This window comes from Ornithinimicrobium pekingense DSM 21552, assembly GCF_000421185.1.
Lineage (GTDB): Bacteria > Actinomycetota > Actinomycetes > Actinomycetales > Dermatophilaceae > Ornithinicoccus > Ornithinicoccus pekingensis.
In genome coordinates this window covers 26,268-51,635 of sequence record NZ_ATWJ01000015.1, presented here as the reverse complement: position 1 = coordinate 51,635, position 25,368 = coordinate 26,268, and the positions used below count along the sequence as shown (strand labels likewise).

Genomic DNA, 25,368 nt, shown 5'->3' with positions numbered 1-25,368 from the left:
CCGGACGCGAGCCGGCTCAGGCCCACCCGGGCACCTCGGCCAGCGCCCGCTCGTCACCGGCCGAGGACCGGGTGACGACGCTGAGGGTCCCGTCCGGCTCGAGGACCACGGCCGCGACGTCCTGCAGGCCGCCCTGACCGGAGGAGCGGACGGCCTGCAGCACCTCGCCGCGGGTCAGCCGGGCCCGCGTCAGCGCGTGCTCGAGCACCTCCCCGCGGGCGACGACCAGGGTGGGCTCGGCGTTGACGAACCAGCGACCGCCCGGCAGCCAGGTGGTCACCCGCGTCACCACCCACTGCGCGGCGACCAGCAGCGCCATCCCCGCCACGGCGTCGACGTAGCGGACGTCCTTGCTCAGCACGGCGGTCGCGAGCACCGAGCCCAGCGCGACAGTCACGACCAGGTCGAAGGCGTTGAGCTTGGCCAGGAGGCGTTTGCCCACCAGCCGCAGCAGCAGCACCAGCGCCGCGTAGGACGCGGCGCCGACGAGGACAATCCGCAGGACCGCGGACCAGGAGTCGAACCACACGAGGGGCTCCTTTCGTCTGGCGGGCCGGCGCCGGGCCGGCCCGAGTGGCTACGGCCCGTCGCCGTGCTCGGTGGCGTAGGCGGTGAAGACCTCGGCCGGCTCGCCGCCGCGGTGGAGGAAGTTCTCGTCCAGGACCGAGCTGAGCTGCTCGACGGCCAGCGACAACCGCCCCCCGCTCCCCCGCACCAGCGCATCGGACGAGGCGAGCGCGGCGTCCCGCAGCGTCAGGAGGTAGCCGACCTGCCGCGCGAGCGACAGGTCCGGGTCGCTCTCCTGGAAGTAGAACCCCTCGCTGTGCTGGGCGAAGTCGATCCGCACCTTGCCCACCTCGGCGGCGAGGGTGTCCAGCGCTCGGGTCGCCACCGCCGGGTCCGCCTCGAGGTCGTCGGCCAGGTCGGTCTCGGCCATGCCCTTGAGCTCGAGGGCCAGGGCGCGCCGCCGGGACAGAGGTGGGTAGATCTGGGTGAACCACGTCAGGCCCGCCGTCAGCAGGGCGAACCCCGTGAGCGCCTGCAGCGGGCTGGCAGCCCGGATCCACGGCTGGGTCGCGACCACGTCGCCGTAGCCGAGCGTGGTCAGCGTCACCGCCGAGACGTAGGCGGACTCGACGACGTCGGGGTAGAGGGCGGGGTCCACCCCGGAGCCGTAGGTGAACCCGTCCGGCACGTGCGGCAGGTAGACCATCGCCCAGCCCAGGACCTGCAGCGCCACCCAGAGCAGGATCACCGCGACCATGGCGGCCGGTCCCACGGCCGACCCGACCCGGTGCCCCGTCACCCGTGAGAGCCGCCAGGCACCGGCCAGCACCCAGGTGCTCAGGCGACCCTGCCCGGTGGGGTGGAGCAGGGTGTGGAACATGTCCCACAGGCCCACGAGGATGACGAGCACCCCGCCCGCCGTCAGGACCGTGGCGGCGACCAGGCTCACGGAGACGTGCCCAGCTCGGGCACCCGTCGCTGCTCGGCCTCCTGGTCGGTGGTGACGACGCCGTTGCGCTCGATGTCGTCCACGAGCCACGTCATCTCGGCGATCTCCCTGCGCTGGGCCTCGATGATCTCGTCGGCCAGCTGCCGCACGCGCACGTCGTCGATGTCGGCCCGCTCGCTGGTCAGGATCGCGATCGAGTGGTGCGGGATCATCCCGTTCATGTACGCCTGGTCGTCCACCAGGGTCTGGGAGCGGGACAGCCACAGCGCGGTGAGGCCCAGGACGACGGCCCCGGCGATGATCGCCAGGTTGACCGTGACGTTCCTGTACATCATCCCCCACATGAAGCCGAGCATGATGATGGCCATCGCCGAGCCCATGAGGAGGGCCATGTAGACCCGCTCCTCGCTGAACCTCATGTGCGCCCAGGTCCAGGCGTTGGTGTAGGTCAGCAGGAACATCGTCACCGTCGAGGTGGTGATCATCGCGGCCAAGACCAGGTACATCTTCCGCTCGTGCCTCGTGCGCTCCTCGTGCGGGTCGGCGGGTGTCATCGCCTGGGATCTCCCTTCGCTGCGGGGCGGGAGGGGCCGTCGCGTGTGGCGCACGGTCTCACCGCCGTCGGACGCTGCCAGTCCACCACGGACCACGCGTCCTCGCTCGGACAGACGGGTGGCTCAGCCCCCGGCGGAGGCTCCGCCCGAGCGGGCCGCCAGCTCGCGCTCCAGCACCTCGCGGATGTCGTGCACGGCCCGGCGCAGCTGGCCCACCCAGTGCTCCAGGTCGGTGGGGTCGAAGCGCAGGGTCGGCATCGAGACCGACAGCGCCGCCGGCGTCAGGCCGGTGTCGCCGAGGGACAGCCCGACCGCGCTGACCCCCGACTCGCTGCGGTTGCGCTGCACCGCGACCCCGGAGCGCCGCACGCCGGCCAGCTCGCGCTGCAGCCGCAGCAGGTCCGGACGCTGGGCCTCGCGGCCGGCCCAGCGCTGCTCGGCGTAGAGGTCGGCCAGCTCGGCGTCGCTGAGCTGGGAGAGCAGCACGAGCCCGCCCGAGGTCAGGTGGGCCGGGAACGTCATACCCTCGCGGCTGCCCACGCGCAGCGGCTTGGTGCTCTCCCAGGAAGCGATGAAGTGGACGAACTCCCCGACCCTGACCACGAGGTTGACCGACTCCCCCGTCCGGCTGGCGAGCGCCTCGAGGTGCGGCGTGGCCAGCTCGCGCAGCATCCCGGTGCCCAGGCCCTGGTGCTCCTCGAGGGAGAAGGCCGGCCCGGGACGGTACTGGCGCGAGGAGTCCTGCACCGCGAAGTCGCGGTAGACGAGCATCGCCAGCAGCCGGTGGGCGGTGGAGGGCGCGACCCCGAGCCGGCGGGCGGCCTCGGTCACCGTCAGGGAGCCCTCGGTGCGCAGCACCGTCGCCAGCACCAGCGCGTTGTCGACGCTGGACAACGCGTAGGGCGGCTTCTTCTTCATAGCAGAACACTCTAGGGACGTCAGCAGAAAACGCGTCAGAGTGGAGGCGACGAGGACCGCACCGACGCCGTGGCGGGACCGCAGAGCCCAAGGAGAGAGACGATGACCGACCAGATCGCGGACCCCGACGCCCCCCGTCCGGTCTCCCCCGTCCAGGTGCGCGCGACCGACGCCCCCGACCAGCCGGTCCCGAGCCCCGAGCTCGACATGCTCTACCGCAACTTCGAGAAGGAGCTGCTGGTCCCGCTGTGGACCGAGATCGGCGACCTCATGCCGCCCCACCCGCGGTCGAAGGCCAGCCCCCACCTGTGGCGCTGGCAGAACCTGCTCGAGCTGGCCGGCCAGGCCGGCGACCTCGTGCCCGTGGGCCGCGGCGGTGAGCGCCGCGCCATCGCCCTGGCCAACCCCTCCCTGGAGGGCAAGCCCTACGCGACGCCGACGCTGTGGGCGGCGATCCAGTACCTGATGCCCGGTGAGGACGCCCCCGAGCACCGCCACACCCAGAACGCCTTCCGCTTCGTCGTCGAGGGCGAGGGCGTGTGGACCGTCGTGGGCGAGGACCCCGTCCCCATGACCCGGGGCGACTTCCTGCCGCAGGCAGGCTGGAACTGGCACGCCCACCACAACGCCGCGACCAGCCCGATGGCGTGGATCGACGGCCTGGACATCCCCTTCCAGTACACGACCGAGGCGCAGTTCTTCGAGTTCGGGCGCGACCAGATCAGCGACGCCGAGCACGCCACGCCGGAGCGCTCCCGCGCCGAGCGGCTGTGGGGCCACCCCGGGCTGCGGCCCGTGTCGATGCTCGACGAGAGCTCGGGCAGCCCGCTGCTGCGCTACCGCTGGGCCGACACCGACGCCGCGCTGGCCGACCAGCTCGACCTGGAGGCCGAGGGCTTCCCGGGGGTCCTCGAGCCCGGCCACGCCGCCGTCCGGTTCACCAACCCCACCAACGCCCGCGACGTGCTGCCCACGATCCGCACCGAGATGCACCGCATCGCCTCCGGCACCGAGACCGCGCCGGTGCGCGAGGTGGGCTCGTCGGTCTACCAGGTCTTCGACGGCACCGGCCGGGTCACGGTCGGCGAGCACTCCTGGTCGGTGCAGCGCGGCGACATGTTCGTCGTGCCGTCCTGGCAGCCCCTGTCGATCCGGTCCGAGGCCAGCGCCTCCGACTCCGACTCCGGCGCCCTCGACCTGTTCCGCTTCAGCGACACCCCGATCTTCGACAAGCTCGACCTCTACCGGATGGAGACCACCCGATGAAGCTCGCCACCGTCCGCACGCCCGAGGGCACGCGCGCCGCCCGCATCGACGAGGCCGCCGGCACGGCGACCCTCCTCGACGCCGCCGACGTGGGCGCCCTGCTCGAGCGGCCGGACTGGCAGGCCGCCGCCTCCGTCGACGGCCGGGACGTCCCGCTGGACGGCGTCGACTACGCCCCCGTCGTGACCCGGCCCGGCAAGATCTTCTGCGTCGGGCTCAACTACCGGGGCCACATCCAGGAGATGGGACGGGACCTGCCGGACTACCCGACGGTGTTCTCCAAGGTGGCGGACACGCTGGTCGGCGCGGGCGACGAGATCCGCCGTCCGGAGGAGACCGAGGCCTTCGACTGGGAGGTCGAGCTCGCGGTGGTCATCGGCCGCACGGTGCGCCGCGCCGACGAGGCCACCGCCTCCGACGCGATCGCCGGTTTCGCCGTTCTCAACGACGTGACCTGCCGCGACTGGCAGTTCCGCACCCGTGAGTGGCTGCAGGGCAAGAACTGGGAGGCGACCACGCCGCTGGGCCCCTGGCTGGTCACCCCCGACGAGGTCGGCGGCACCCGTCCCGCCCTCACCGTCCGCACCACCGTCGACGGCGAGGTCATGCAGGAGGACTCGACCGGCGACCTGCTCTTCGACCCCGTGGCCCTGGTGTCCTACCTGTCCACGATGGTGACGCTGCGCCCCGGCGACGTCATCGCCACCGGCACCCCGGGAGGCGTGGGCCACGCCCGCAGGCCCGCCGTCTACCTCCGGCCCGGCCAGCGGGTCGTGACGGAGGTCGAGGGCCTGGGTCGCTGCGACAACCTCGTCGTGGCGGACGGCGGCGACCCTGCCGTCGCGGCCGTTTCCGCCGCGGGGGCCGCGGTCTGATGGCCCCGTCCCCCGAGAGGTCCCGCGCCTGGATGGACCAGGGCACCGACATCCTCGACCGCGCGCTGGCGGCGGCCGACGACGAGACGCTGCTGGGCCCCACCCGGCTCGAGGGCTGGACCGGACGCCACCTGCTCGCCCACCTCGCCGCCAACGCCGACGCGCTGCGCAACCTGGCCACCTGGGCGCGCACCGGGGTCGAGACCCCGATGTACGCCTCGACCGACCAGCGCGACGCCGACATCGAGGCGGGCTCGACGCGCCCGGTGCCCGAGCTGCGCGAGTGGTATGCCGCCTCCGCCGCCGCGCTCGCCGCGGACCTGGACGCGCTGACCGACGAGCAGTGGCAGCGGCCGGTCCGCACCGCGCAGGGCCGCACGGTCCCCGCCACCGAGGTCCCGTGGATGCGGGCCCGCGAGGTCATGGTGCACGCCGTCGACCTGGGCACCGGGACTGAGTTCGCCGACCTGCCGGAGGGATTCCTGCAGGACCTGTCCGAGGACATCCGCGCCAAGCGGGCCAGCACCCCCGGCGACCACGCGCCCGAGGTCAGCGGCCCGCCCGCCCAGGTGGCCGCATACCTGGCCGGCCGCGGCGACGGTGCCGGCCTCACCACCGCCGACGGCTCGCCCGTCCCGACCCTGCCGCGCTGGCTGTGACGGCGCCCCACGACAAGGACCAGACATGACCGCACGGGACAAGGACGTCGTCGTCGTCGGCGGCGGCATCGGCGGCCTGGCCGCCGCGCTGCGGCTGACCCAGCTCGGCCTGGGCGTCCGGGTGCTGGAGCAGGCCGCCGAGCTGGGCGAGGTCGGCGCCGGACTGCAGATCGCCCCCAACTGCACGCGCATCCTCGACCAGCTCGGGCTGCTCGAGGAGGTCAAGAGCCTGGGCGTGCTGCCCGACCACATGGTGATGAAGGACGCGGTGGACGGCACCGTGCTGACCCGGCTCGACCTGCGTGACCTCGAGCGCCGCTACGGCTACCCCTACATGGTCATCCACCGCAGCGACCTGCACGGCACCCTGCTGCGCGCCTGCGAGCGGGCCGGGGTCGACCTCGTGACGGGCGCGTGCGTCACCGGCTACGACGACGTCGAGGACGGAGCCGTGGTCGTCACCGCCGGCGGGTCGCACGAGGCGCGGCTGGTCGTGGCCGCCGACGGCATCCGGTCGGTCGCCCGCCGGCTGCTGGCCGACGACGAGCCGGTCAGCTCCCACTACGTCGCCTACCGCGGCGCGGTGCCGATCGACCAGGTCGCCGAGCTCGACGTGATGGCCGACGGCGTCGTCGTCTACGTCGGGCCGGGCTGCCACTTCGTGCAGTACCCGCTGCGCCAGGGCGAGATGTTCAACCAGGTCGCGGTCTTCGAGTCGCCCAAGGCACTGGCCGGCGAGGAGGACTGGGGCACCCCCGACGAGCTGGACGCCGCCTTCGCCGGCATGCACGAGAACATCCAGGCCGGGCTGCCGCTGATGTGGCGCGACCGGTGGTGGCGGATGTTCGACCGCGAGCCGCTGCCCGACTGGGTCGCGGGCCGCGTCGTCCTGCTCGGCGACTCCGCGCACGCGCCGCTGCAGTACATCGCCCAGGGCGCGATCATGGCGATCGAGGACGCCTGGGTGCTCGGCGCCCACGCCGAGCGGCAGCTGGCCGCCGGCGCCACCGGTGACACGATCGACTGGGAGCCGGTCCTGCGTGCCTACAGCGACGTGCGTACCCGGCACACCGCCCGGGTGCTCGCCACGAGCCGGAGGTGGGGCGAGCTGTGGCACCTGGACGGCGAGCAGCGCGAGGTGCGCAACACGCTCCTGCGCGCGCGGGAGACCACCGACTACTCCTTCACCGACTGGCTCTACGGCCCCACGGCGCTGACGCCGGAGGAGCTGCCGCCGATGTTCGAGCCGGTGCCGCTGACGCGGGAGCCGGCCGGGCGGGCCGCCGGCCGCTGACCCGCGCCCGACATGCCTGCGGACACGGCGGCGGCCCTGCGACCCGTCCGGGTCGCAGGGCCGCCGCCTGCTGTCTGAGGGAGGCTGGCGTCAGGCCTTGGCCTCGTCGCTCGCCTGCTCGCCGCTCTGCGGCTCGGCGGTCTCACCGTCGGAGTCCTGCAGGTCGGACTCGTCGAGCTCGTCGACGTCGAGCTCGCCCTCGTCGTCGTCCTCCTCGGAGGGGTCGATCTCGTTGAGGTCGACGACGTTGCCGTCGGTGTCGGTGACGGTCGCCGCCTCGAGCACGGAGGCCAGCGCCTTGCGGCGGCCGACCTCGGCCACCATCGCGGGCACCTGGCCGCCCTGGTCGATCTGCTGGGCGAACTCCTGGGGGTTCATGCCGTACTGCTGGGCGGTCATCATGATGTACTCGATGAGCTCGCCCTGGTCGACCTCGACGCCGTCACGCTCGACGAGCGCGTCCAGCAGGAACTGGGTCTTCATCGCCTTGGTCGTGGACTCCGTGACCTCGGCGCGGTGGGTGTCGTCCTCGAGGCGGCTCTCGCCCTCGAGGTGACGGTGGACCTCGGCCTCGACGAGGTTCTCCGGCACGGGGATCTCGACCATGTCCAGCATCGCGTCGAGCACCTTGTCGCGGGCGGTGATGCCCTGCTCGAACTTCGCAGCCTGCTCAGCCTGCTTGCGCAGGTCCTCGCGCAGCTCCTCCAGGGTGTCGTGCGGGCTGGCCAGCTGGGCGAACTCGTCGTCGAGCTTGGGCAGCTCCCGAGCCTTCACCGCCTGCACCGTGACGGTGACGTCGGCCTGCTCGCCCGCCCGGTCGCCGCCGGCCAGCGGGGCGGTGAACTCGACGGTCTCCCCGGCCTTGGTGCCGCGCAGCGCCTTGTCGAGGCCCTCGAGCATGTTGCCCGCGCCGATCTCGTAGGAGACACCGGTGACGGAGTCGATCTCGTCGTCACCGATCTTGGCGGACAGGTCGATCGTGGTGTGGTCGCCGGTCTTGGCCTTGCGGGTGATCGGCTTGAGCGTGGCGAAACGGCCGCGCAGCGACTCCATGCGGGTCTCGACGTCCTCGTCGGAGGCGGCGACAGGGTCGACCTCGACGGAGATCCCGGAGAAGTCGGGCAGCTCGAACGGCGGGACGACGTCGATCTCGGCCTCGAAGGTCAGGTCCTGGCCGTCCTCGAGGGGCAGCTGGGTGAGGTTGACCTCGGGCTGGCCCAGCGGCTTGAGCTCCTGCTCGGCGATCGCCTGGGAGTAGTACTCCGGCAGCGCCTCGTTGATGGCCTCCTGCACGACGGCGCCACGGCCGAACCGCTGGTCGATGATCCGGTTGGGGACCTTGCCCTTGCGGAAGCCGGGCACCTGCACCTGCGCGCCGATGGTGCGGTAGGCCGCGTCCAGGCGGGGCTTGAGGTCGGCGGCGGGGACCTCGACGGTCAGCTTGACCCGGGTCGGGGTCAGGTTCTCGACAGCGCTCTTCACTGCAGGTGCTCCAGAGGGGTCTTGGGGGTATGCCGTGCACGCAGGACTGCTCGAGGGCACGACGGGTGTCGTCTCACCATGGTAGGTGGTCGGGGTAGCCGGATTCGAACCGGCGGCCTTCCGCTCCCAAAGCGGACGCGCTACCAAGCTGCGCCATACCCCGCAGGGCCGGTGCGCCGAGCACCTGCCCCGAAGGGATAGACTATCGGCTCGGTCGCGCAGTCCGGACCACCGGACCCGCGGCCGTCGCAGTGCCGTGCGGGTGTAGCTCAATGGTAGAGCCCCAGTCTTCCAAACTGGCTACGCGGGTTCGATTCCCGTCACCCGCTCCACCTCCCCCGGGCGTAGTGTCCGGGCATGACCAGCCAGACCCTCCCTCAGCCGCCTGCCGTCCCCGGCACGGTCGTCGTCATCGGCACGGGGCGGGCCGGCGCCGTGCCGGACACCCTGGTGCTCGACCTCCAGCTGGAGGGCCACGGGGCCAGCGTCGCCGAGGCGATCGAGGCCCTCACCGGCGCCTCGCAGGCGTCGCACGACGCCCTTCCCGGGGTCGACCTGCGCACCTCCGGCCTGGGGGTGCACCCCCGGCACGACCACCAGGGGACCCAGGTGGGGCACACCGCATACCAGTCCCTGCAGCTGCGCGCCCCCGACCCGTCGGCGGCCGGCAACCTCGTCCGGCGACTCGGCGAGGTCGTCGGTGACGCCCTCGGCGTCACCGGTCTGCGGGCCGAGCTGGCGGACACCGCCGAGCTGGACCGGCGGGCCCGGGAGGCGGCCTTCGACGACGCCCGCGGGAGGGCGGAGCAGTATGCGGCGCTCGCGGGCCGGGCCGTCGTCGGTGTCCTCCACGTGCGCGAGCTCGTGGACGGTCCCGTCCAGCCGTTCCCCCGCGCCGAGGCACGCATGGCGGCGGCGGGCGGCCCTGTCGTGGGCCCGGCCGACCACGAGGTGACGGCCACGGTCGAGGTGACCTGGCAGCTCGGCGACTGAGCGGCTCGGGTCGACAGGCCCTCCCCGCCGTGCTCGGGTGGAGGGGTACGGGTCGCCATCGCGACCGTCCCGAGAGAAGGAAGGACCGAACCATGGGTTTCATGGACAAGGCCAAGGACGCCCTCGGTCAGCACGACGACAAGGTGTCCGACGCGGTCGACCAGCACTCCGACCGGATCGACCAGGGCATCGACCGGGGCACGGAGTTCGCCGACGAGCGCACAGGGGGCAAGTACGGCGAGCACATCGACAAGGGCGGCGACGCCGCCCGGGACCACCTCGACGGCCTGGACGGTCAGCAGGACGACTTCGGCACGCCGCCGGCGGACAAGGCCTGAGCCGGCCCAGCATCCCGGACGGCCCCGTGCGCGACAGCGTGCACGGGGCCGTCCGCTGCTGCGCGGCAGCCGCCGCACCGGCGTTCAGCCCAGAGGCGGGAGGGTGCCGTCCGACTCGTAGGCGCTGATCATGGCGATCCGGCGCGCGTGGCGCTCGTCCCCGGAGAAGGACGTCGTCAGGAACGCCTCGACGATCTCGCGCGCCTCCTGCGTCGAGTGCATCCGGGCGCCGACGGACACGACGCGGGCGTCGTTGTGCTCACGGGCCAGGCTCGCCAGCTCGGGCTTCCAGGCCAGCGCGGCCCGCACCCCCGCGACCTTGTTGGCCGCGATCTGCTCACCGTTGCCGGAGCCGCCCAGGACGACACCGAGGCTGTCCGGGTCGGCGGCGACGGCCTCGGCGGCGCGCAGCACGAAGACCGGGTAGTCGTCGAGCGCGTCGTAGTCGAGCGGGCCGTGGTCGACGACCTCGTGCCCCTGCTGGCCGAGCCACGTGACGAGGTCGCGCTGCAGCTCGTAGGACGCGTGGTCGCCGCCGATGTGGACGCGCATGGGTCGGGCTCCTGTGTGGTGTGGAAGGGGTGTGCGGGTGCTGGGCGGAGAGGTGGCCGGGGACGGCCGGTCCGGTGACCGCCCCCGGCACGGGGGTCAGCTGAAGTCGGGGTGGGCCTCGCGCGTGCGCTTCAGCTCGTAGAAGCCGGGTGTGCCGGCGACGAGGACGCAGCCGTCCCACAGCCGCCCGGCGGCCTCGCCCTTGGGTGCCGGCGTCACGACCGGACCGAAGAAGGCGACGTCGTTGACCGAGATGACGGGGGTGCCCACGTCGTCGCCGACGAGGTCGATCGCCCGCTGGTGGCTGGCCCGCAGCGCCTCGTCCACGTCGTCGCGGCCGGCGACCTCCTTCAGGGCGGGGTCCAGGCCCAGCTCGTCGACGACCTCGTCGATGATCTGGTCCAGGTGCTCGGTGCCGCGGTGGTCCAGGTGGATCCGCTGGCCGAACGCGTCGTACATCCGCTTGCGCAGGAGGTTGGCCTCGTCCTCGGCCAGGCCCTGGGTGGCCGCGACGATGACACGCACGGGGCCCCAGGAGCGGTCGAGCATCTCGCGGTAACCCTCGTCGAGGTGGCGGTGCTCGTTGAGGACCGACAGGCTCATGACCGACCACGTGACGTCGAGGTCGCGGACCTGCTCCACCTGCATCATCCAGCGGGAGGTCATCCAGGCCCAGGGGCACACGGGGTCGAAGAACATCTCGGCGCGGTCGCGGCTAGGTGCCGTGGTCTGTGTCATGGCACCATCGTGTCACCCGGCGGCGGGCAGGGGCCGACCCGGCCCACCCCATACCCGCGCCGGGTCCCGTCCGACCGACCTCACCTCCCGAGGAGAGCCCTGCATGCCCGGTACGAACCTGACCCGCGACGAGGCGACCAGCCGTTCGCAGCTGATCGCCACCGAGTCCTACGAGGTGGCGCTGGACCTCACCGCGGGGCCAGAGACGTTCCGGACCACGACCCGGGTGCGCTTCAGCTGCGCCCGGCCGGGGGCGCAGACCTGGATCGACTTCGTCGGCCGCTCGGTGGAGTCGGTCGTGCTCAACGGCACCGAGCTCGACCCCGCGCAGGTCTGGGCCGACGGGCGGATCCGGCTGGACGGCCTCGCCGCCGACAACGAGCTGGTCGTGGACGCCACGGGCATCTACATGAACACCGGCGAGGGCCTGCACCGCTTCGTCGACCCGGCGGACGGGGAGGTCTACCTCTACACCCAGTTCGAGGTGCCGGACAGCCGCCGCATGTATGCCGCGTTCGAGCAGCCCGACCTCAAGGGCACCTTCGCCTTCACCGTGACGGCGCCGGCGCACTGGCAGGTGATCTCCAACGAGCCGACGCCGGAGCCCGTCCCGGCCCCCGACGCGGCGAACGTCGACGGGGGCGAGGTGGCGCGCTGGGAGTTCGCGCCCACCCCCCGGATCTCCTCCTACATCACCGCGCTGGTCGCCGGCCCCTACGACGTCGTCCGCGACGCGGTCAGCACCCGCGCCGGCGAGGTGCCGCTGGGTGTGTTCTGCCGCCGGAGCCTGCGCCCACACCTGGACGCCGAGAACATCCTGGAGGTGACCAAGCAGGGCTTCGCCTTCTTCGAGGAGGAGTTCGACCAGCCCTACCCCTTCACCAAGTACGACCAGATCTTCACGCCGGAGTACAACATGGGCGCGATGGAGAACGCCGGCTGCGTGACCATCGTGGAGAGCTACGTCTTCCGGTCCAGGGTGACCGAGGCGCTGGTCGAGCGCCGGGCGCTGACGATCCTGCACGAGCTGGCGCACATGTGGTTCGGCGACCTGGTCACCATGCGCTGGTGGGACGACCTGTGGCTCAACGAGAGCTTCGCCGAGTGGGCCTCGACGACCTGCCAGGCCGAGGCCACGCGGTGGAAGGACGCCTGGACCACCTTCGGGACCGCCGAGAAGGCCTGGGCCTACAAGCAGGACCAGCTCTCCTCCACCCACCCGGTCGCCGCCGACATGGTCGACCTGGCCGCGGTCGAGGTGAACTTCGACGGCATCACCTACGCCAAGGGCGCCTCGGTGCTCAAGCAGCTCGTGGCCTACGTCGGGCGCGAGCCCTTCCGCGACGGGCTGCGCGCCTACTTCGCCAAGCACGCCTGGGGCAACACCACGCTGGCCGACCTGCTGGTCGAGCTGGAGGCGACCAGCGGCCGTGACCTGTCGTCCTGGAGCCGGGTGTGGCTCGAGACCGCGGGCGTCAACACGCTGACCCCGCAGGTCGAGGTGTCCGAGGACGGGACCATCACCTCCCTGGCGATCGTGCAGACGACGCCGGAGGAGCACCCGACCCAGCGTCCCCACCGCCTGGCCGTGGGACTCTACGACCTCGTCGACGGCGCCCTCGTGCGCACCCACCGCGAGGAGCTCGACGTCGACGGCGAGCGGACCGAGGTGCCGCAGCTGGTCGGCCGGCCCGCGCCGGACCTGCTGCTGGTCAACGACGACGACCTGGCCTACGCCAAGATCCGTCTCGACCGCCGCTCGCTGGCGACCGCGCTGAAGCACGTGCGGGCCTTCACCGACTCGCTGCCCCGCGCCCTGGTGCTGGGTGCCGCGTGGGACATGACCCGCGACGGCGAGATGGCCGCCACCGACTACGTGCGGCTGGTGCTGCAGGCGCTGCCCGGCGAGTCCGACTCCACGCTCCTGCGCGTGCTCATCCAGCAGGTGACGACGGCGGCGCTGACCTACACGGCGCCCGCGCACCGCGACGACGTCGTGGCCGAGCTGGCCGCCGGGCTGCGCTCGGCGGGCGAGGCCGCCGCCGCCGGCAGCGACGCCCAGCTGCAGCTGGTCACCGCGTGGGCGGCGCTCGCGCGGTCCGAGGAGGACGTCGCCCGCGTCGCCGGGCTCCTGTCCGGGGAGCAGGTGCTCGAGGGTCTCGAGCTCGACCAGGACATGCGCTGGACGCTGCTGACGTCGCTGGCCGCGGCCGGCGCCGCCGACGAGGAGCAGGTCGCGGCCGAGCAGGAGCGCGACAACACCGCGACCGGCCGGGAGAAGGCTGCCCGCGCGCGGGCGGCCCGACCGACCGCCGAGGCCAAGCAGGCCGCCTGGGAGGCCGCGGTCGAGCAGGACGGTCTGTCCAACTCCGTGCTGGCCTCGACCGCCCTGGGTTTCGGCTGGGTGCACGACCCGACGCTGCTCGAGCCCTACGTGGGCCGCTACCACGAGGTCATCGAGAAGGTCTGGGACGAGCGCACACACCACATCGCCGAGTCCCTGGCCGTCGGGTTCTACCCCCACGCGGTCGCCTCCGCCGAGCTCCGCGACGCGACGCAGGCCTGGCTGGACAGCCACCCGCACGTGTCCAACTCGCTGCGCCGCACGCTCGCGGAGAACCGTGACGCCGTCGCCCGCGCCCTCCAGGCCCAGGCGGTCGACGCCCGCGCCTGACCCTCCCCCACCGACGACGTCGCGTGCACGCTCCCCGGGCGACCGACGACGTCGCATGCACGCTCCCCGGGCGACCGAGGACGTACGGTGCAGGGATGAGCCCCGTCGGCGTCCCCGGGGACCGGCTACGGATCGTGCCCGCCAACGAGGCGGCGTGCGAGGACCTCGACGCCGTCCTCGGCACGAGAGGTCCTGGCAGCAGGTGCCTCTGCCAGCGCTACAAGCTGGCGCGCGGCGAGGCGTTCGGCAGCTTCCCCGCCGAGGAGCGCGCCTCCCGGTGGCACGACCAGACCTCGTGCGGCGATCCGACGGCGCCGGCGACCAGCGGGCTCGTCGCCTACTCGGGTGACGAGCCCGTGGGGTGGTGCGCGGTCGAGCCGCGCACGGCATACCAGGGGCTCGTGCGGGTCTTCACCGTGCCGTGGAAGGACCGCACCGAGGACCGGCGAGACCCGTCGGTCTGGGCCGTCACCTGCGTCTTCGTCCGCGCCGGGCACCGCCGGCGCGGCATCGGCAGCGCGCTGGCTCTCGCCGCCGTCCCTTTCGCGCGTGGCCGGGGCGCCTCCGCGCTCGAGGCCTACCCGATCACCACGACGGCCGTCATCGACGAGGAGCTGCACGTGGGGACGGTTCCGATGTTCGAGGCGGCGGGTATGCGGCAGGTCGCCGCCCCCACGCCGCGCCGGGTCGTCATGCGCCTCGACCTGTGAGCCACCCGCCACCGGCTAGCGCCCACACCACGTCCCCGGTCGCGGCAGACGTGCGCACACCACGTCCCCGGTCGGGAAAGGGGCGGGCACACCACGTCCCCGGTCGGAGGGGGGCGGGGGTCAGTCGCCGCGGTTGACCACGCGCGCCAGGCGGCGGGCGGAGCGCCAGGTGAACAGCTCCTCGAGCAGCACCCGGCTGCCGTCGGGGCCGGCGAGCGGGACGCGCCAGTTGGGGTACTCCTCGTCGGTGCCGGGCTGGTTGATGACGCGGCGGTCGCCCGCGAGGTCGCTGACGCTGACGCCGATCATCTTGGCCGGCGTCCTGGTCAGGAAGGCGTGCAGCGCCTCCACCTGCTGGGCGACGTTGGCCCCCGGGCGCAGCAGCCCGCGGCGGCGCAGGTCCAGGAGGACCTCGTCACGGGAGCGGCCGTCCTCGGCCAGCTCCTCCTCCAGGGTCCGGTCCAGCAGGCCCAGGCGGTGCCGCAGCTCGACGTGCACCCCCTGCAGGTAGCCCGCGGTCGGGGGCAGGTCGTGGGTGGTCACGGTGGCCAGGCACAGCTCGCGCCACTCCTCGGGGTCGAGCAGTCCTCCGTCGCCCTCCCAGTCGCGCTCGAACCACAGGATCGAGGTGCCCATGACACCGCGGCCGCTCAGGTAGTCGCGCACCCACGGCTCGACCGTGCCCAGGTCCTCGCCCACCACCACGGCACCGGCGCGGTGGGCCTCCAGCAGCAGGATGCCGATCATCGCGTCGTGGTCGTAGCGCACGTAGGTGCCCTGGAAGGGCTTCATGCCCTCCGGGATCCACCACAGGCGGAACAGGCCGATGACGTGGTCGACGCGCAGGCCGCCGCTGTCCCGCAGCGCCGCGCGCACCATGTCGCGGTAGGGCCCGTAGGCCAGCTCGGCCAGCTTGTCGGGACGCCACGGCGGCTGGCTCCAGTCCTGGCCGACCTGGTTGTACTGGTCGGCGGGTGCGCCCACGGTCACGCCCCGGGCGAGCGCGTCGCCCAGGGACCAGGCGTCCGACCCGTCGGGGTGCACGCCGACCGCGAGGTCGGAGATGACGCCCAGCGACATACCCGTGTCCAGCAGGTCGCGCTGCACCCGGGCGAGCTGGTCGTCGAGGATCCACTGCAGCCACAGGTGGAACTCCACCTCCTCGGCGTTCTTCTCCCGGAAGGTCTCCACCGCCGAGGAGCGCGGGTCCTGCAGCTCCTCGGGCCACGAGCGCCACCAGGTGCCGTGCACGTGGCACAGCGCGCTCCACGTGGCGAAGTCGACCAGCCCCTGGCCCTCCCGCTCCACGAACGCGTTGAACGCGCGGGTGCGCCGCAACGAGCGCCGCTGGCGGAAGATCATCCGCAGCGCGGCCTCCTTGGCCATCCAGACCGCGTCGCGCTCGATGAAGTCCAGGTCGAGGTAGCGCTTGGCGTCGTCGGCGTGCCACTCGATCAGCTGCCGCTCGGCCGCCGACAGGTAGGCCACCTCCGGCACGTCCTCCACGCGGATGTAGAGCGGGCTGACGAAGCGCCGGCTCGTGGGCAGGTAGGGCGAGGGCTCGACCGGCGGCACCGGCTCGGCGGCGTGCAGCGGGTTGACCAGCACGAAGTCGGCCCCCATGCCGGCCGCCCAGGCGCCGGCGTCGCCGAGGTCGGCGAGGTCGCCGATGCCCCACGAGTCCGCCGAGCGCATGGCGTAGAGCTGCGTCATCAGGCCCCAGGTCTGCGAGCCGGGGGCGGCCAGCGACTCGGGCAGCGAGATCGCGGCCGGGGTGACGACGAGCGGCATCCGCGCGGTGTCCTCTCCGGCACGCACCTCCAGCCGGTGCCAGCCCAGCGGCAGGTCGGAGCCCACGTCCACCAGCACCCGCTCGACGGCGGCCCCGTCCACCTCCCGCGTCTCGGGCAGCGCGGAGGGGTCGACCTCCACCACGCGGGTGGTTCCCTCCTCCAGCACCAGCCGGGCCGTGAACACCGTCCCCGCGGCGACGTGCACCGGGACCTCGGGGGCGGTGCCCTCGACCGTCACCACCACGGGCGGCAGGACACGGCGCCACGGCGCCAGCTCGAGCTCCTGCAGCGCCGTCGCGGCCGCCGCCTCCGTGCCGGCGTCGACGCCGAGGGCGGCGAGGACGGACAGGACCGTCTCCGCGGACACCTGCACGTGGCGGCCCTGCCAGTCCCAGAACTCGGTGGCCACGCCGTAGGCGTGGGCCAGCTCGGTCAGGCGGGGGGTCAGCTCGGTCACTAGGTCGACCTCTCAGGTGCAGCGGGGGTGGCGGGTGCAGCCCATAGTCTCTCAGGCCCGGCGACCGCCTCCGGCCACCACACGCAGGCGAGGCCCGGCAGGCCGGCGGCCTGGGTGCCCGGCGGTCCGGCCGGCGCACCACCCTGTTCAATGGGGGCCATGCAGATGCTCCCCCCGCCCTTCGACACCTGGGAGAACACCGTCGACTGGCTGGCCGGTGCGCCGCTGCGCATCGTGCTCATCCTCCTCGCCGCCGTGGTCGTCCGCTGGCTCGTCAACCGGTCGATCCGCACCGTCACCGAGCGCGCGGTCGAGCGCGCCGACGAGCACGAGCGCAGCAGCATCGAGAAGGTCATGGACCGGGCCACCGGCGCCAACCTCGCCCGCCGACGCCAGCGTGCCCTGACGATGGGCTCCCTGCTGCGCAGCGTCGCCACCTTCGTCATCGCGACCGTCACGCTGCTGACGGTGATGGCCGAGCTCGGTATGCCGCTCGCCCCCCTGCTCACCTCCGCCGGCATCGGCGGCATCGCGCTCGGCTTCGGCGCGCAGTCGCTGGTCAAGGACTTCCTGTCCGGGATCATGATGATCATCGAGGACCAGTACGGCGTCGGCGACGTCATCGACACCGGCGAGGCGACCGGCACGGTCGAGGAGGTGACCCTGCGGGTCACCCGGCTCCGGGACGCCAGCGGCGTCGTGTGGTTCATCCGCAACGGCGAGATCATCCGCATCGGCAACAAGAGCCAGGGGTGGGCCGTCGCGACGGTCGACCTGCAGGTGTCCTACGCCGAGGACCCCCGGCGGGTGCTGCCGATCCTGCAGCGCGTGGTGACCGAGGTCGCCGAGGACCCGGCCTGGGCCGACAAGCTCATCGAGCCCCCCACCGTCGCCGGTGTCGAGTCGGTCAGCGGCGGGACGATGACGCTGCGCATCTTCGCCAAGACCCGTCCGGGCGAGCAGTACGCCATACCCCGGGAGATCCGCGAGCGCGCCAAGGAGGCCTTCGACCAGGAGGGTGTGCGCGGCCCGGCCGTCCTGCCCTACGGGGGCACGCAGGCCTGAGCCCACGACCTGCCGGGCCGTGACAACCGTCCGTCCGCCCCGGGTCGTCGACTAGGTAGGAGGTGGCCGATGAGAGGTCAGGGACCGGCGTTCGAGGAGTTCGTCCTCGCCAGCACGCCCACGCTGCACCGCACCGCGGTGCTGCTCACGGGTGACCCGCACACGGCACGCGACCTGCTGCAGGAGGCCCTGCTCAAGGCGTGGCGCTCCTGGGGCAGGGTGACCGGCGACAGGGTGGCCTACGTCAGGACGATCGTCGTGCGCGAGTTCCTGACGCAGCGCCGGCGCCGGTGGCACGGCGAGCGGCCCACGGAGGAGCTGCCCGAGCAGGCGGACACCCGCCAGGGAGCCGACCTCGAGACGAGCCTGACCCTCGCCGACGCCGTCCGTGCACTCCCGCCGCAGCAGCGCGCCGTCGTGGTGCTGCGCTACTTCCACGACCTCACCGAGGCCGACACCGCCCGCACGCTGGGCCTGGCCGTCGGCACCGTGAAGTCCCACCACTCGCGGGCGCTGGCCGCGCTCCGCGTGAGCGAGCACCTCGACGACGTCGTCGCCGGGGGAAAGGGGCGCCTGGCATGACACCCACGACCCGCACCGTCGAGGACCTGCGCCGCACGCTGCACGAGACGGCCGACAGCCACCCGGCGCCGTCACCGACCGACCTGCTGCGCGACCTGCGCGAGGAGCGGTCCCGCCGCCGTCAGGCCGGGGCGTCGCGCGGCGCCGTGGCCGCCGCGGCCGCCGTGGTCGTCGGGGCGGCAGGTATGCAGCTGCTCACCGGTGACGACCCCACGCCGGCGCCGCCCGCGGAGGGCACCGGCTCGGCCGTGGAGCGGGGGTGGGTGCTGGACGACGGCACGCCGCCGGAGCAGGCGGACGGACTGCTGCTGCTGGAGACGGTCCCGGTGCCCTACGGCGGCGCCGACGACCTGACCCTGCCGGGGCCGGGCGGCGCGACGTCCGACGGCTCCCAGCGTTTCGCCGTGCTCTGGTGCGAGGTCGGGCCAGACGACTCCGCCATCACACCGCCCTCCCTGCGGCTGCGGACCCCTGCCGGGCCGACGGTCGAGGTGCCCTGCCTGCCCGAGGACGACCCGTCCCAGGTCACGGTCACACCCGTGCCGCTCCCTCCGGGCGAGGTGACCCTCGCGCCGACGTGGCGGGGCGACGTGCCCGGTGACGGCGAGGCCGTGCTCGGGATCTACCGCGAGGCCTCCTCCGCGGAGTACGACTTCCCGGGGTGGCCCGACCCCCCGCTGACGCCGCCTGCCCACGGCCCGGACGCGGTGGTGCTCGACCCGGGCAGCGCCGCCGGCGACGGGACCGTCCACGGTGGTGCCCGCGCGGCCACGGTGACGCTGACCAGCGACAGCTCGCTGGAGCTGTGGCGCGGCGTGCCCGGGGGCCTGCAGGTCGACGTCGACGGGGTGCGGGTGACCGACGACGGTGACAGCGGCGCCGTGGGCGGCGACGCCTGGCAGGAGGCCGACCCCGAGCTGCGGGACGGCGTCTGGGACGCCTTCACCGCCGGCCAGCGGCGCACGCTCGCCCTGCCGGAGGAGGTGCTGCCCGGGCCGGGCGAGACCCGCACCGTGACCGTCACGGTCGTCCCCCGCGCCGGTGAGCAGCACTGGCAGGTCGCCGTCCTGGCCACCGGGTCCGAGCCCGCTGCCGTGGCGCCCACCGCCCCCTCGACGGGCGCCACTTCCGAGATGCCGCAGTGGTATGCCGGGCACCGTCTCGTGGCGACGTGGCAGGTCCCCCGCACCGGCGTCGCCAACCGGCTCGAGCTCCCCGACGAGCTGGGGCAGGACGGTGCGGAGGCCACCTGGGCCCTGCGGTGCCCCGGCGTCGCGCGGGACGGCGGGGTGGTCGCGACCGGGCGGGTCACGGTGGACGAGGAGACCCTCGAGCGGGTCTGCTCCGCGCGGACCCAGGAGGCCCTCTACCCCGTGGCCGAGGCGGCGGGCTACGACGGCACGGTCGTCACCCCGGGCTCCGAGGTGCGGGTCGCGGTTCCGGCCGACCCGGAGGGGGGCATCGCGCTCGTCGCCGCCTACGTGCCCGTCCCCTTCGAGGAGTTCGACTTCGAGGCGGCCGCCGAGGCGCCCCAGGGCTGGGACCCTCTGGCTGCCGTGCGCGGCGAGGTCACGGTCGGCCACCGGCTCGACCCGGCGGGGCTGACCGACGGCACCGTGACCGAGGTGACGCTGCCTCCGGACACGGTCGGGGTCCGGCTGACGACCGAGGGCGTCGGACGGGTCCGCCTGCTGGTGGACGGCTCCCCCGCCGAGGGGTGGGGCGTCGACCAGGACGGCTGGTGGACCTCCTGGACCGACGACCGGGTCACCTCCGTGCCGGTGGCCTGGGTGCAGGCCCCCTCCGACGGCGGTGAGCTGACGCTCGAGGTCGACGGCTACCCCGGTGGCGCCGTGGAGGCCGAGGTGCTGGTGGTGGTCCCGGAGTGAGTCCCGGTGGCACGATGGCCGTATGACGACGACGTCGGGGGCAGGGGCGAGCGCGTCCGCGCTCGTGCCTGCCCACGGCGCCGGGCTGCACCGCCTCGCCGCCGTGCTGACGGCCGACACGGAGCAGGCCACCGGGCTGGTGGCGCGCACCCTGGCGGTCGAGGGGGCCCGTGGTGGCGCCGTGGGCACCGCGGACCCGAGGAGCGCGACGGAGGACCGGCTGCGCCGCACCCTCGTCCGTCTCTACCTGCGCTCCGCACCCAGGCGCACGGACGGCGTGCGCGTGACCGGCGGCGACGCCGGCGACGTCCTGGCGAGCCTGCGGCCCAGGGACCGGGCGGCCACCGCCCTGCGGCTGCTGGAGGGATGGGACGAGGAGCGGACCGCCGCCGCCGTAGGCGTCCCCGTCCGCCGGGTCAGCGGGCTGGTCCCCCGGGTCCCCGGTCTCGAGCTGGCCCTGGCCGGGCTGGCCGACCAGCACGCGCTCACCGGTGCGGACCTGGAGACCGCGCTGGACGGGCGGCTCGCCGACGAGCTGACCAGGACCGCCCCGTCGGGAGGCCGCCTGCGGACCTGGGCGGTCGCCGCCGGCGTCGCGGTCGCGGTGCTCGGGGGGTATGCCGTGACGGACCGGCCCGACGGCGGCTCCCCTGCGGACGCGGCCGGGGTCGACGGAGCCGGGACGGTCCGTGCCGGGACCGACCTCACCGAGGCGGGCTGGCGCCTGGACGACGAGGGTGCACCCCCACGCTCCCCGATGGGGCTGCACCTGCGGGAGACCGTCGTCCTCGACGACGGGCGGCGGTCGGCGACGGTCGACCTGCCCTCCTCCTCGGGGCTGGGCTTCGCCTCGTTCGGGGTGCTCTGGTGCGACATGCCGCCGGCGCAGGACGCCCACCTGCGCGTGCCCTCCGGGACCATCTCGCTCGGCGACGCCGAGGTGGACCTGCCGTGCGCCGGACGTGAGGGGTCACCCCCCGTCACCCAGGTCGTCGCCCTGCCGCTGGACGGGGTGGGCGTGCTGCGGCTCGACGGGGACATCCCCGGCAGGGGCGGCGCGGTGCTCGGTGTCTACGCCGAGTCCGACCACGGCCAGGCACCGGCCGCCCGCGGGAGCCAGGCCGACCCCCCGCCGGTGGACGCGGGCAGCCACGTCCTGGACGTCTCGCAGAGCCACCCCTCCGCCTTCGGCGGCCGCCGGCTGGCCCAGGCCACCGTCGTCGGGCACGACAGCACGGTCCGGGTCTGGGCGGGACGCACGGGCGCCCTGTCGGTCCTGGTCGACGGGGTGCCGGTGACCGACGACGGTGACGTCGCCTCGATGACCGCGATGATCGAGGACCTGTCCGCCGCTCAGCTCGAGGGGTCGGAGCCGGTCCTGACCGACCCGCGTGACTACGGCAGCTGGACCACCCAGCAGCCCGACCTGAGGGACGGCCGCTGGCTGGTGCCCGCGCCCGGCCAGGTGCGCACCTTCGAGCTGCCGCAGCAGGTGCGTCCGGCTCCTGGCGAGCGCCGCACCGTCGCCGTGGAGGTCGTCACCGAGAACATCGGGGACCTGTGGCAGGTCGCCCTCAGCGGGGCCGCCGCCGGGGAGCTCGACACGGGGCCGGTGGCCGCCGTCGCCGAGCCGAGCGCGCCGCGGCACGCCCTCGGGCATCGGCTGGTCGGGCAGTGGCAGGTGCCCTCCGACGGGCAGGTGCACGAGCTCCTGCCCGACGACCCCCTGGTCGCCGAGGAGCTCGTGGTGATGGTCACGCGCGAGGTGGACCCCCACCGGTGGTACGGCTGGGGCGAGGGGCTGGCCAGCCTGGGTGAGCGTCCGGTGACGCTGTGGCTCCAGGACGGCGTGGAAGCCGCGGTGCGTGAGCTGCGGCATCCCTGGTTCGAGCCGGTGACGGGGCCGGGCCCCCTCACGGTCGCCGCCCCAGCCTCCCCCGGGCACCCTCCCGCCACCGTGCTCGCCTACGCCCCGGTCCCCTACGAGGAGTTCGACTTCGCGACGGCCGGGATCCCGCCCGGGGCCCGGCCGGCCGGCGCCGAGCCGGAGCTGGACCCGCACAGTCGATGGCCGGACCTGCTGGGGTGGCAGGTCCAGGCGGTCGTCGACCTGGACGACCTCGAGGACGGGCACGTGACCGTGCCGGTGACGCACGGGGTGGCCGTCGCCGCCCGGGTGACCAGCGAGGGCAAGGGACGCGTCCGCTTCCTCGTGGAGGGCCAGCCGGCCGACGCCCTCTACGGCTCCGAGGGGTGGTGGTCCAGCTGGACGGCCGAGGCGGTGACGTCCGAGCTGGAGCTGTCCTACTCGGGCGGCTACACCCGCCCGGAGATCGACATCACGCTCGAGGTCGAGGGCTACGAGGACCTCACGGTCGAGCTGCTGACGCAGTGACCCGGTGAGCCGCTGAGCCCGCCGCCGACCGAGGAGGCGTTCCTCCCGGCGTGCGCAGTCGTCCGGGAGGGGTGCTCGGCGAGACCCTCGCCCGGGCTCTGCCGCGCTGGCAGACTGGGGAGGTGGTCGGGCTCCAGCCCAGCGGCCCTGCCCCGGGCCTGCCGGAGGCGGTGCGTCGCCATGCGCCGGCCCTGCGCCGCACCGCCCTCATGCTCACCGGCCAGGAGGCCGCGGCCGACCGCCTCGTCGTCGAGGTCCTGCGCTCCGCCCCGGCCTCTGCGGACCGCGCCCAGCTCGTGCAGCTGCTCACCCGCGCCTACCTGCACCGTGCACCCTCCTGGCGCCGACCCGAGCTCGAGGCGGTCGCGGGGCTGACCGACCCGGACGCCGGGGACGTCCTGGCGAGCCTGCGCCCCAGGGCCCGGGCGGCCACCGTGCTCAGACGCGCCGAGGGCTGGCCCGCCAGCAGGGTCGCGGACGCGCTGCACGTCGACCGCACCGTGGTCGCCCGGATGGTGCCGCGGTCGTCCGGCCTCGAGGCCGCCCTGGCGGCCCTGGCCGACCGGCACTCCCGCCCCGCCGACGAGGTCGTCACCACCGTCCTGACCGAGCTCACCTCGCCCTCCCCCGGCCCTGGGCCGGACCCCCTGCGCGACGGAGGCACGCCTGCCGCCGGACCACCCGCCCCCCTGGCCCGGGCGCGCACCGAGGCCGCCCGCCTGGCCCACCGGCCGTGGACGTGGCGGGTGCTCGCGGGCGCGGTGGCGCTGGGTCTGGTGGTGTGGGCCTCCGCGCTGGGCGACCCCGTCCCCGATCTGCCCGCCGCCGACGCGGACGCGGGGGGCCGGAGGCTGGCGCTGGTCGACGGCACCTCGTTGCCCACGGCAGGGGGTGACCTCGCGGAGCGTGGCTGGGCCCTGGGCCCCGACGGCGCCCCGCCGGTCGACCTGGAGGGGCTGCGCCTGCTGCAGGTCGTCCCGGTCAACCTCGCCCAGGCCACCGCCCCGCTGCGGGTCGACACCCGGCCACGCTCGGGGGAGGCCGTGTTCGCGGCCCTGTGGTGCGACCTACCGGTGGACGACCCCCGTCTGCACCCCCCGGCGGCACGGCTGATGACCGGCGGCGAGTCGGCCGTGCTGGCCTGCGCCGGCACGGGCGGGGAGCCGGCGGTGGAGCGGCTCGTGCCCCTTCCCCCCGGCACCGGCCGCGGGCTGTCGACCGTGCTGGTGGCCTGGTCCGGTGACGTGCCGACGCGCGGGCGGGCGCTGTTGGCGACCTACACCGAGGTGGGTGCCGGCCCCACCCCCGTCGACGTGGCACGGCCGGCCCGTCCGGTGGTCGGGGCGGGCACCCTGGTGCTCGACGGCACCAGCCCCGCCTACCAGGTGCAGAGCCGGACGGTCCACCACCGCCGCGTCCGGGTCGGTCCGGACACGACCCTCACCGTCTGGGCCGGGGCGGCCGGCGGGATCACCGTGCAGGTCGACGACACCGTCGTCACCGACGACGGCGAGGCCGCCGTGGTCCCCCTCGACGGTGCCTGCGAGCACGAGGACTCCGGGGGTGACGGCATACCCGACGGTGCTGCCCCGCAGGACCCCCCGCCGCCGGACGCCTGGCGCACGGCCGACCCCGAGCTGCGCGACGGCCGCTGGCTCGTCTACCGGCCGGGCCGGGCCCGTGAGCTCCTCCTGCCCGACCGCCTGCGGCCCGCTGCCGGGCAGTCCCGCGTGGCCACCGTCACGGTGTCGACCACCCTGGCAGCCCGGTCGTGGCAGGTGCAGGTCAGCGGGGCGAGCCTCGTGCAGGAGGACACCCTCCCGCTGCCGGTCACCGACGCGCCGCCGGACCGCGACGTCCCGGAGTGGGTGGGTGGTCACCGGCTCGCTACGGCGTGGCAGGTGCCCAACGACGGCGTCCCGCACGCGCTGGCCGACCCGGGCCTGCGGCCCGGCCGGCGCTTCATCCTCGTGGGCTCCCCCGCGCGACCCGCACCGGAGGGGTGGGGCGCGGTCGCACCGCACGTCGCCACGACGCGCGGTGCGGCGGAGCTGTCGATGGTCCGTTCCGTGCCCGACGCCTTCGACGAGGGTGTCTGGCGCCCGGGCGAGCAGCTGCTGCGCGCCGGTGCCAGCACCCGCAACATCCGCGCGGGCACCGGCACGGGAGTCGTGGCGGTGACGGTCCCCGCGGCGCCCGGCCCGACGCCCCCCAGCACCCTGCTGGCCTACGAGCCCGTGGCCCACGAGGACTTCGACTTCGCGGCCGCACCGCCCATGGGCGTCTTCGCCGCTCCCGGGGAGCCGCTTCCCGACCCCCTGGCCGCGGCCGGCGGCAGCACCGTGGTCGTGGGCCGCTGGACGGCCGAGGACCTCGACGACGAGGGACGGCTGCGGATCGAGGAGGACCTGAGCAGCCGCACGTGGCTGCGCCTGTCGACCGAGGGACGGGGCAGGGTCCGCGTGCTGGAGGGCGGGCGCCCGGCGGTGTGGCTGCCCGACGGCTGGTGGAGCTCGTGGACCGCCGCGCCGGTCGTCACCGACCTGCGGGTCGAGGGCACGCGCACCGCCGGCGTCCCCGGGCAGCCGTTCGAGCTGGTCGTGGAGGGCTACGAGGAGGGCTTCGCCGTCGAGGTCCGCGTGCGTGGCGGTGAGGACGGAGCGCCGGGGAGCACCTGA

Annotated in this window: 21 protein-coding genes and 2 tRNA genes; 14 read left to right on the top strand and 9 right to left on the bottom strand. The window is 74.2% G+C overall.

Annotation, left to right across the window (positions count from 1 at the left end; genetic code table 11):
* Positions 1–16: 16 nt before the first annotated feature.
* From K330_RS0117190 to K330_RS22070, 4 genes are all read right to left on the bottom strand, one after another.
* Positions 17–529, bottom strand: coding sequence for a DUF421 domain-containing protein (locus tag K330_RS0117190; RefSeq protein ID WP_022923051.1), 513 nt, complete (start codon positions 527–529; stop codon positions 17–19).
* Positions 530–577: 48 nt separating this feature from the next.
* Entirely contained in the window at positions 578–1,456 is an 879-nt protein-coding gene (locus K330_RS0117185) for a potassium channel family protein (RefSeq protein WP_022923050.1), read from the bottom strand.
* Entirely contained in the window at positions 1,453–2,010 is a 558-nt protein-coding gene (locus K330_RS0117180) for a DUF305 domain-containing protein (protein WP_022923049.1), read from the bottom strand. The genes K330_RS0117185 and K330_RS0117180 overlap by 4 nt, the downstream gene beginning before the upstream one ends.
* 123 nt (positions 2,011–2,133) lie before the next feature.
* On the bottom strand, positions 2,134–2,928 hold the full coding sequence (locus K330_RS22070; protein ID WP_022923048.1) for an IclR family transcriptional regulator: 795 nt from the start codon (positions 2,926–2,928) through the stop codon (positions 2,134–2,136).
* Positions 2,929–3,030: 102 nt separating this feature from the next.
* Here K330_RS22070 and K330_RS0117170 point away from each other — a divergent pair, with 102 nt between their 5' ends.
* From K330_RS0117170 to K330_RS0117155, 4 genes are read left to right on the top strand one after another with little or no spacing between them, the layout of a single operon-like run.
* Positions 3,031–4,194: a cupin domain-containing protein gene (locus tag K330_RS0117170; protein ID WP_022923047.1), complete on the top strand. Its 1,164-nt coding sequence runs from the start codon at positions 3,031–3,033 to the stop codon at positions 4,192–4,194.
* A complete protein-coding gene (locus K330_RS22065; RefSeq protein WP_022923046.1) occupies positions 4,191–5,069 on the top strand; it encodes a fumarylacetoacetate hydrolase family protein in 879 nt (292 codons plus the stop codon). The genes K330_RS0117170 and K330_RS22065 overlap by 4 nt, the downstream gene beginning before the upstream one ends.
* Before the next feature lie 32 nt (positions 5,070–5,101).
* A complete protein-coding gene (locus K330_RS0117160; protein WP_229665776.1) occupies positions 5,102–5,728 on the top strand; it encodes a maleylpyruvate isomerase family mycothiol-dependent enzyme in 627 nt (208 codons plus the stop codon).
* Between the two features lie 25 nt (positions 5,729–5,753).
* Entirely contained in the window at positions 5,754–7,022 is a 1,269-nt protein-coding gene (locus K330_RS0117155; RefSeq protein ID WP_022923044.1) for an FAD-dependent oxidoreductase, read from the top strand.
* Between the two features lie 90 nt (positions 7,023–7,112).
* Here K330_RS0117155 and tig read toward each other — a convergent pair whose 3' ends face one another.
* Entirely contained in the window at positions 7,113–8,504 is a 1,392-nt protein-coding gene (gene tig / locus K330_RS0117150) for a trigger factor (RefSeq protein WP_022923043.1), read from the bottom strand.
* Between the two features lie 86 nt (positions 8,505–8,590).
* Positions 8,591–8,667, bottom strand: a tRNA-Pro gene (locus K330_RS0117145).
* Positions 8,668–8,762: 95 nt separating this feature from the next.
* Between K330_RS0117145 and K330_RS0117140 the strand changes: the two genes are divergently transcribed.
* The 3 genes from K330_RS0117140 to K330_RS0117130 all read left to right on the top strand — a co-directional run bounded on the left by K330_RS0117140 (position 8,763) and on the right by K330_RS0117130 (position 9,835).
* A tRNA-Gly gene (locus K330_RS0117140) sits at positions 8,763–8,836 on the top strand.
* A 25-nt stretch (positions 8,837–8,861) separates the two neighbouring features.
* The gene (locus tag K330_RS0117135) at positions 8,862–9,497 is read left to right on the top strand and encodes an SIMPL domain-containing protein (protein WP_022923042.1); all 636 of its coding nucleotides are present in this window, start codon (positions 8,862–8,864) and stop codon (positions 9,495–9,497) included.
* Positions 9,498–9,589: 92 nt separating this feature from the next.
* Entirely contained in the window at positions 9,590–9,835 is a 246-nt protein-coding gene (locus K330_RS0117130) for an antitoxin (RefSeq protein ID WP_022923041.1), read from the top strand.
* Positions 9,836–9,919: 84 nt separating this feature from the next.
* On the opposite strand, the gene K330_RS0117125 is transcribed toward K330_RS0117130, so the two are convergent.
* Together K330_RS0117125 and K330_RS0117120 are read right to left on the bottom strand one after the other, a co-directional pair.
* On the bottom strand, positions 9,920–10,387 hold the full coding sequence (locus tag K330_RS0117125) for a ribose-5-phosphate isomerase (RefSeq protein ID WP_022923040.1): 468 nt from the start codon (positions 10,385–10,387) through the stop codon (positions 9,920–9,922).
* A gap of 96 nt (positions 10,388–10,483) precedes the next feature.
* The gene (locus tag K330_RS0117120; protein WP_022923039.1) at positions 10,484–11,125 is read right to left on the bottom strand and encodes a mycothiol-dependent nitroreductase Rv2466c family protein; all 642 of its coding nucleotides are present in this window, start codon (positions 11,123–11,125) and stop codon (positions 10,484–10,486) included.
* Positions 11,126–11,228: 103 nt separating this feature from the next.
* On the opposite strand from K330_RS0117120, the gene pepN reads away from it, so the two are divergent.
* A complete protein-coding gene (gene pepN / locus K330_RS0117115) occupies positions 11,229–13,799 on the top strand; it encodes an aminopeptidase N (protein WP_022923038.1) in 2,571 nt (856 codons plus the stop codon).
* Between the two features lie 95 nt (positions 13,800–13,894).
* Positions 13,895–14,509, top strand: coding sequence for a GNAT family N-acetyltransferase (locus tag K330_RS0117110; RefSeq protein ID WP_022923037.1), 615 nt, complete (start codon positions 13,895–13,897; stop codon positions 14,507–14,509).
* 120 nt (positions 14,510–14,629) lie between these two features.
* Here K330_RS0117110 and malQ read toward each other — a convergent pair whose 3' ends face one another.
* On the bottom strand, positions 14,630–16,759 hold the full coding sequence (malQ, locus tag K330_RS0117105; RefSeq protein WP_022923036.1) for a 4-alpha-glucanotransferase: 2,130 nt from the start codon (positions 16,757–16,759) through the stop codon (positions 14,630–14,632).
* Positions 16,760–16,918: 159 nt separating this feature from the next.
* Between malQ and K330_RS0117100 the strand changes: the two genes are divergently transcribed.
* From K330_RS0117100 to K330_RS0117080, 5 genes are all read left to right on the top strand, one after another.
* Complete coding sequence (locus K330_RS0117100) at positions 16,919–17,824, top strand: mechanosensitive ion channel family protein (protein ID WP_029202814.1); 906 nt, start codon at positions 16,919–16,921, stop codon at positions 17,822–17,824.
* Positions 17,825–17,893: 69 nt separating this feature from the next.
* Positions 17,894–18,406, top strand: coding sequence for a SigE family RNA polymerase sigma factor (locus K330_RS0117095; protein ID WP_022923034.1), 513 nt, complete (start codon positions 17,894–17,896; stop codon positions 18,404–18,406).
* A complete protein-coding gene (locus tag K330_RS0117090) occupies positions 18,403–20,295 on the top strand; it encodes a hypothetical protein (protein ID WP_022923033.1) in 1,893 nt (630 codons plus the stop codon). Before K330_RS0117095 ends, K330_RS0117090 begins: the two co-directional genes overlap by 4 nt.
* A 22-nt stretch (positions 20,296–20,317) precedes the next feature.
* The gene (locus tag K330_RS22060) at positions 20,318–22,690 is read left to right on the top strand and encodes a hypothetical protein (protein WP_022923032.1); all 2,373 of its coding nucleotides are present in this window, start codon (positions 20,318–20,320) and stop codon (positions 22,688–22,690) included.
* A 50-nt stretch (positions 22,691–22,740) separates the two neighbouring features.
* Entirely contained in the window at positions 22,741–25,368 is a 2,628-nt protein-coding gene (locus K330_RS0117080) for a hypothetical protein (protein WP_156875864.1), read from the top strand.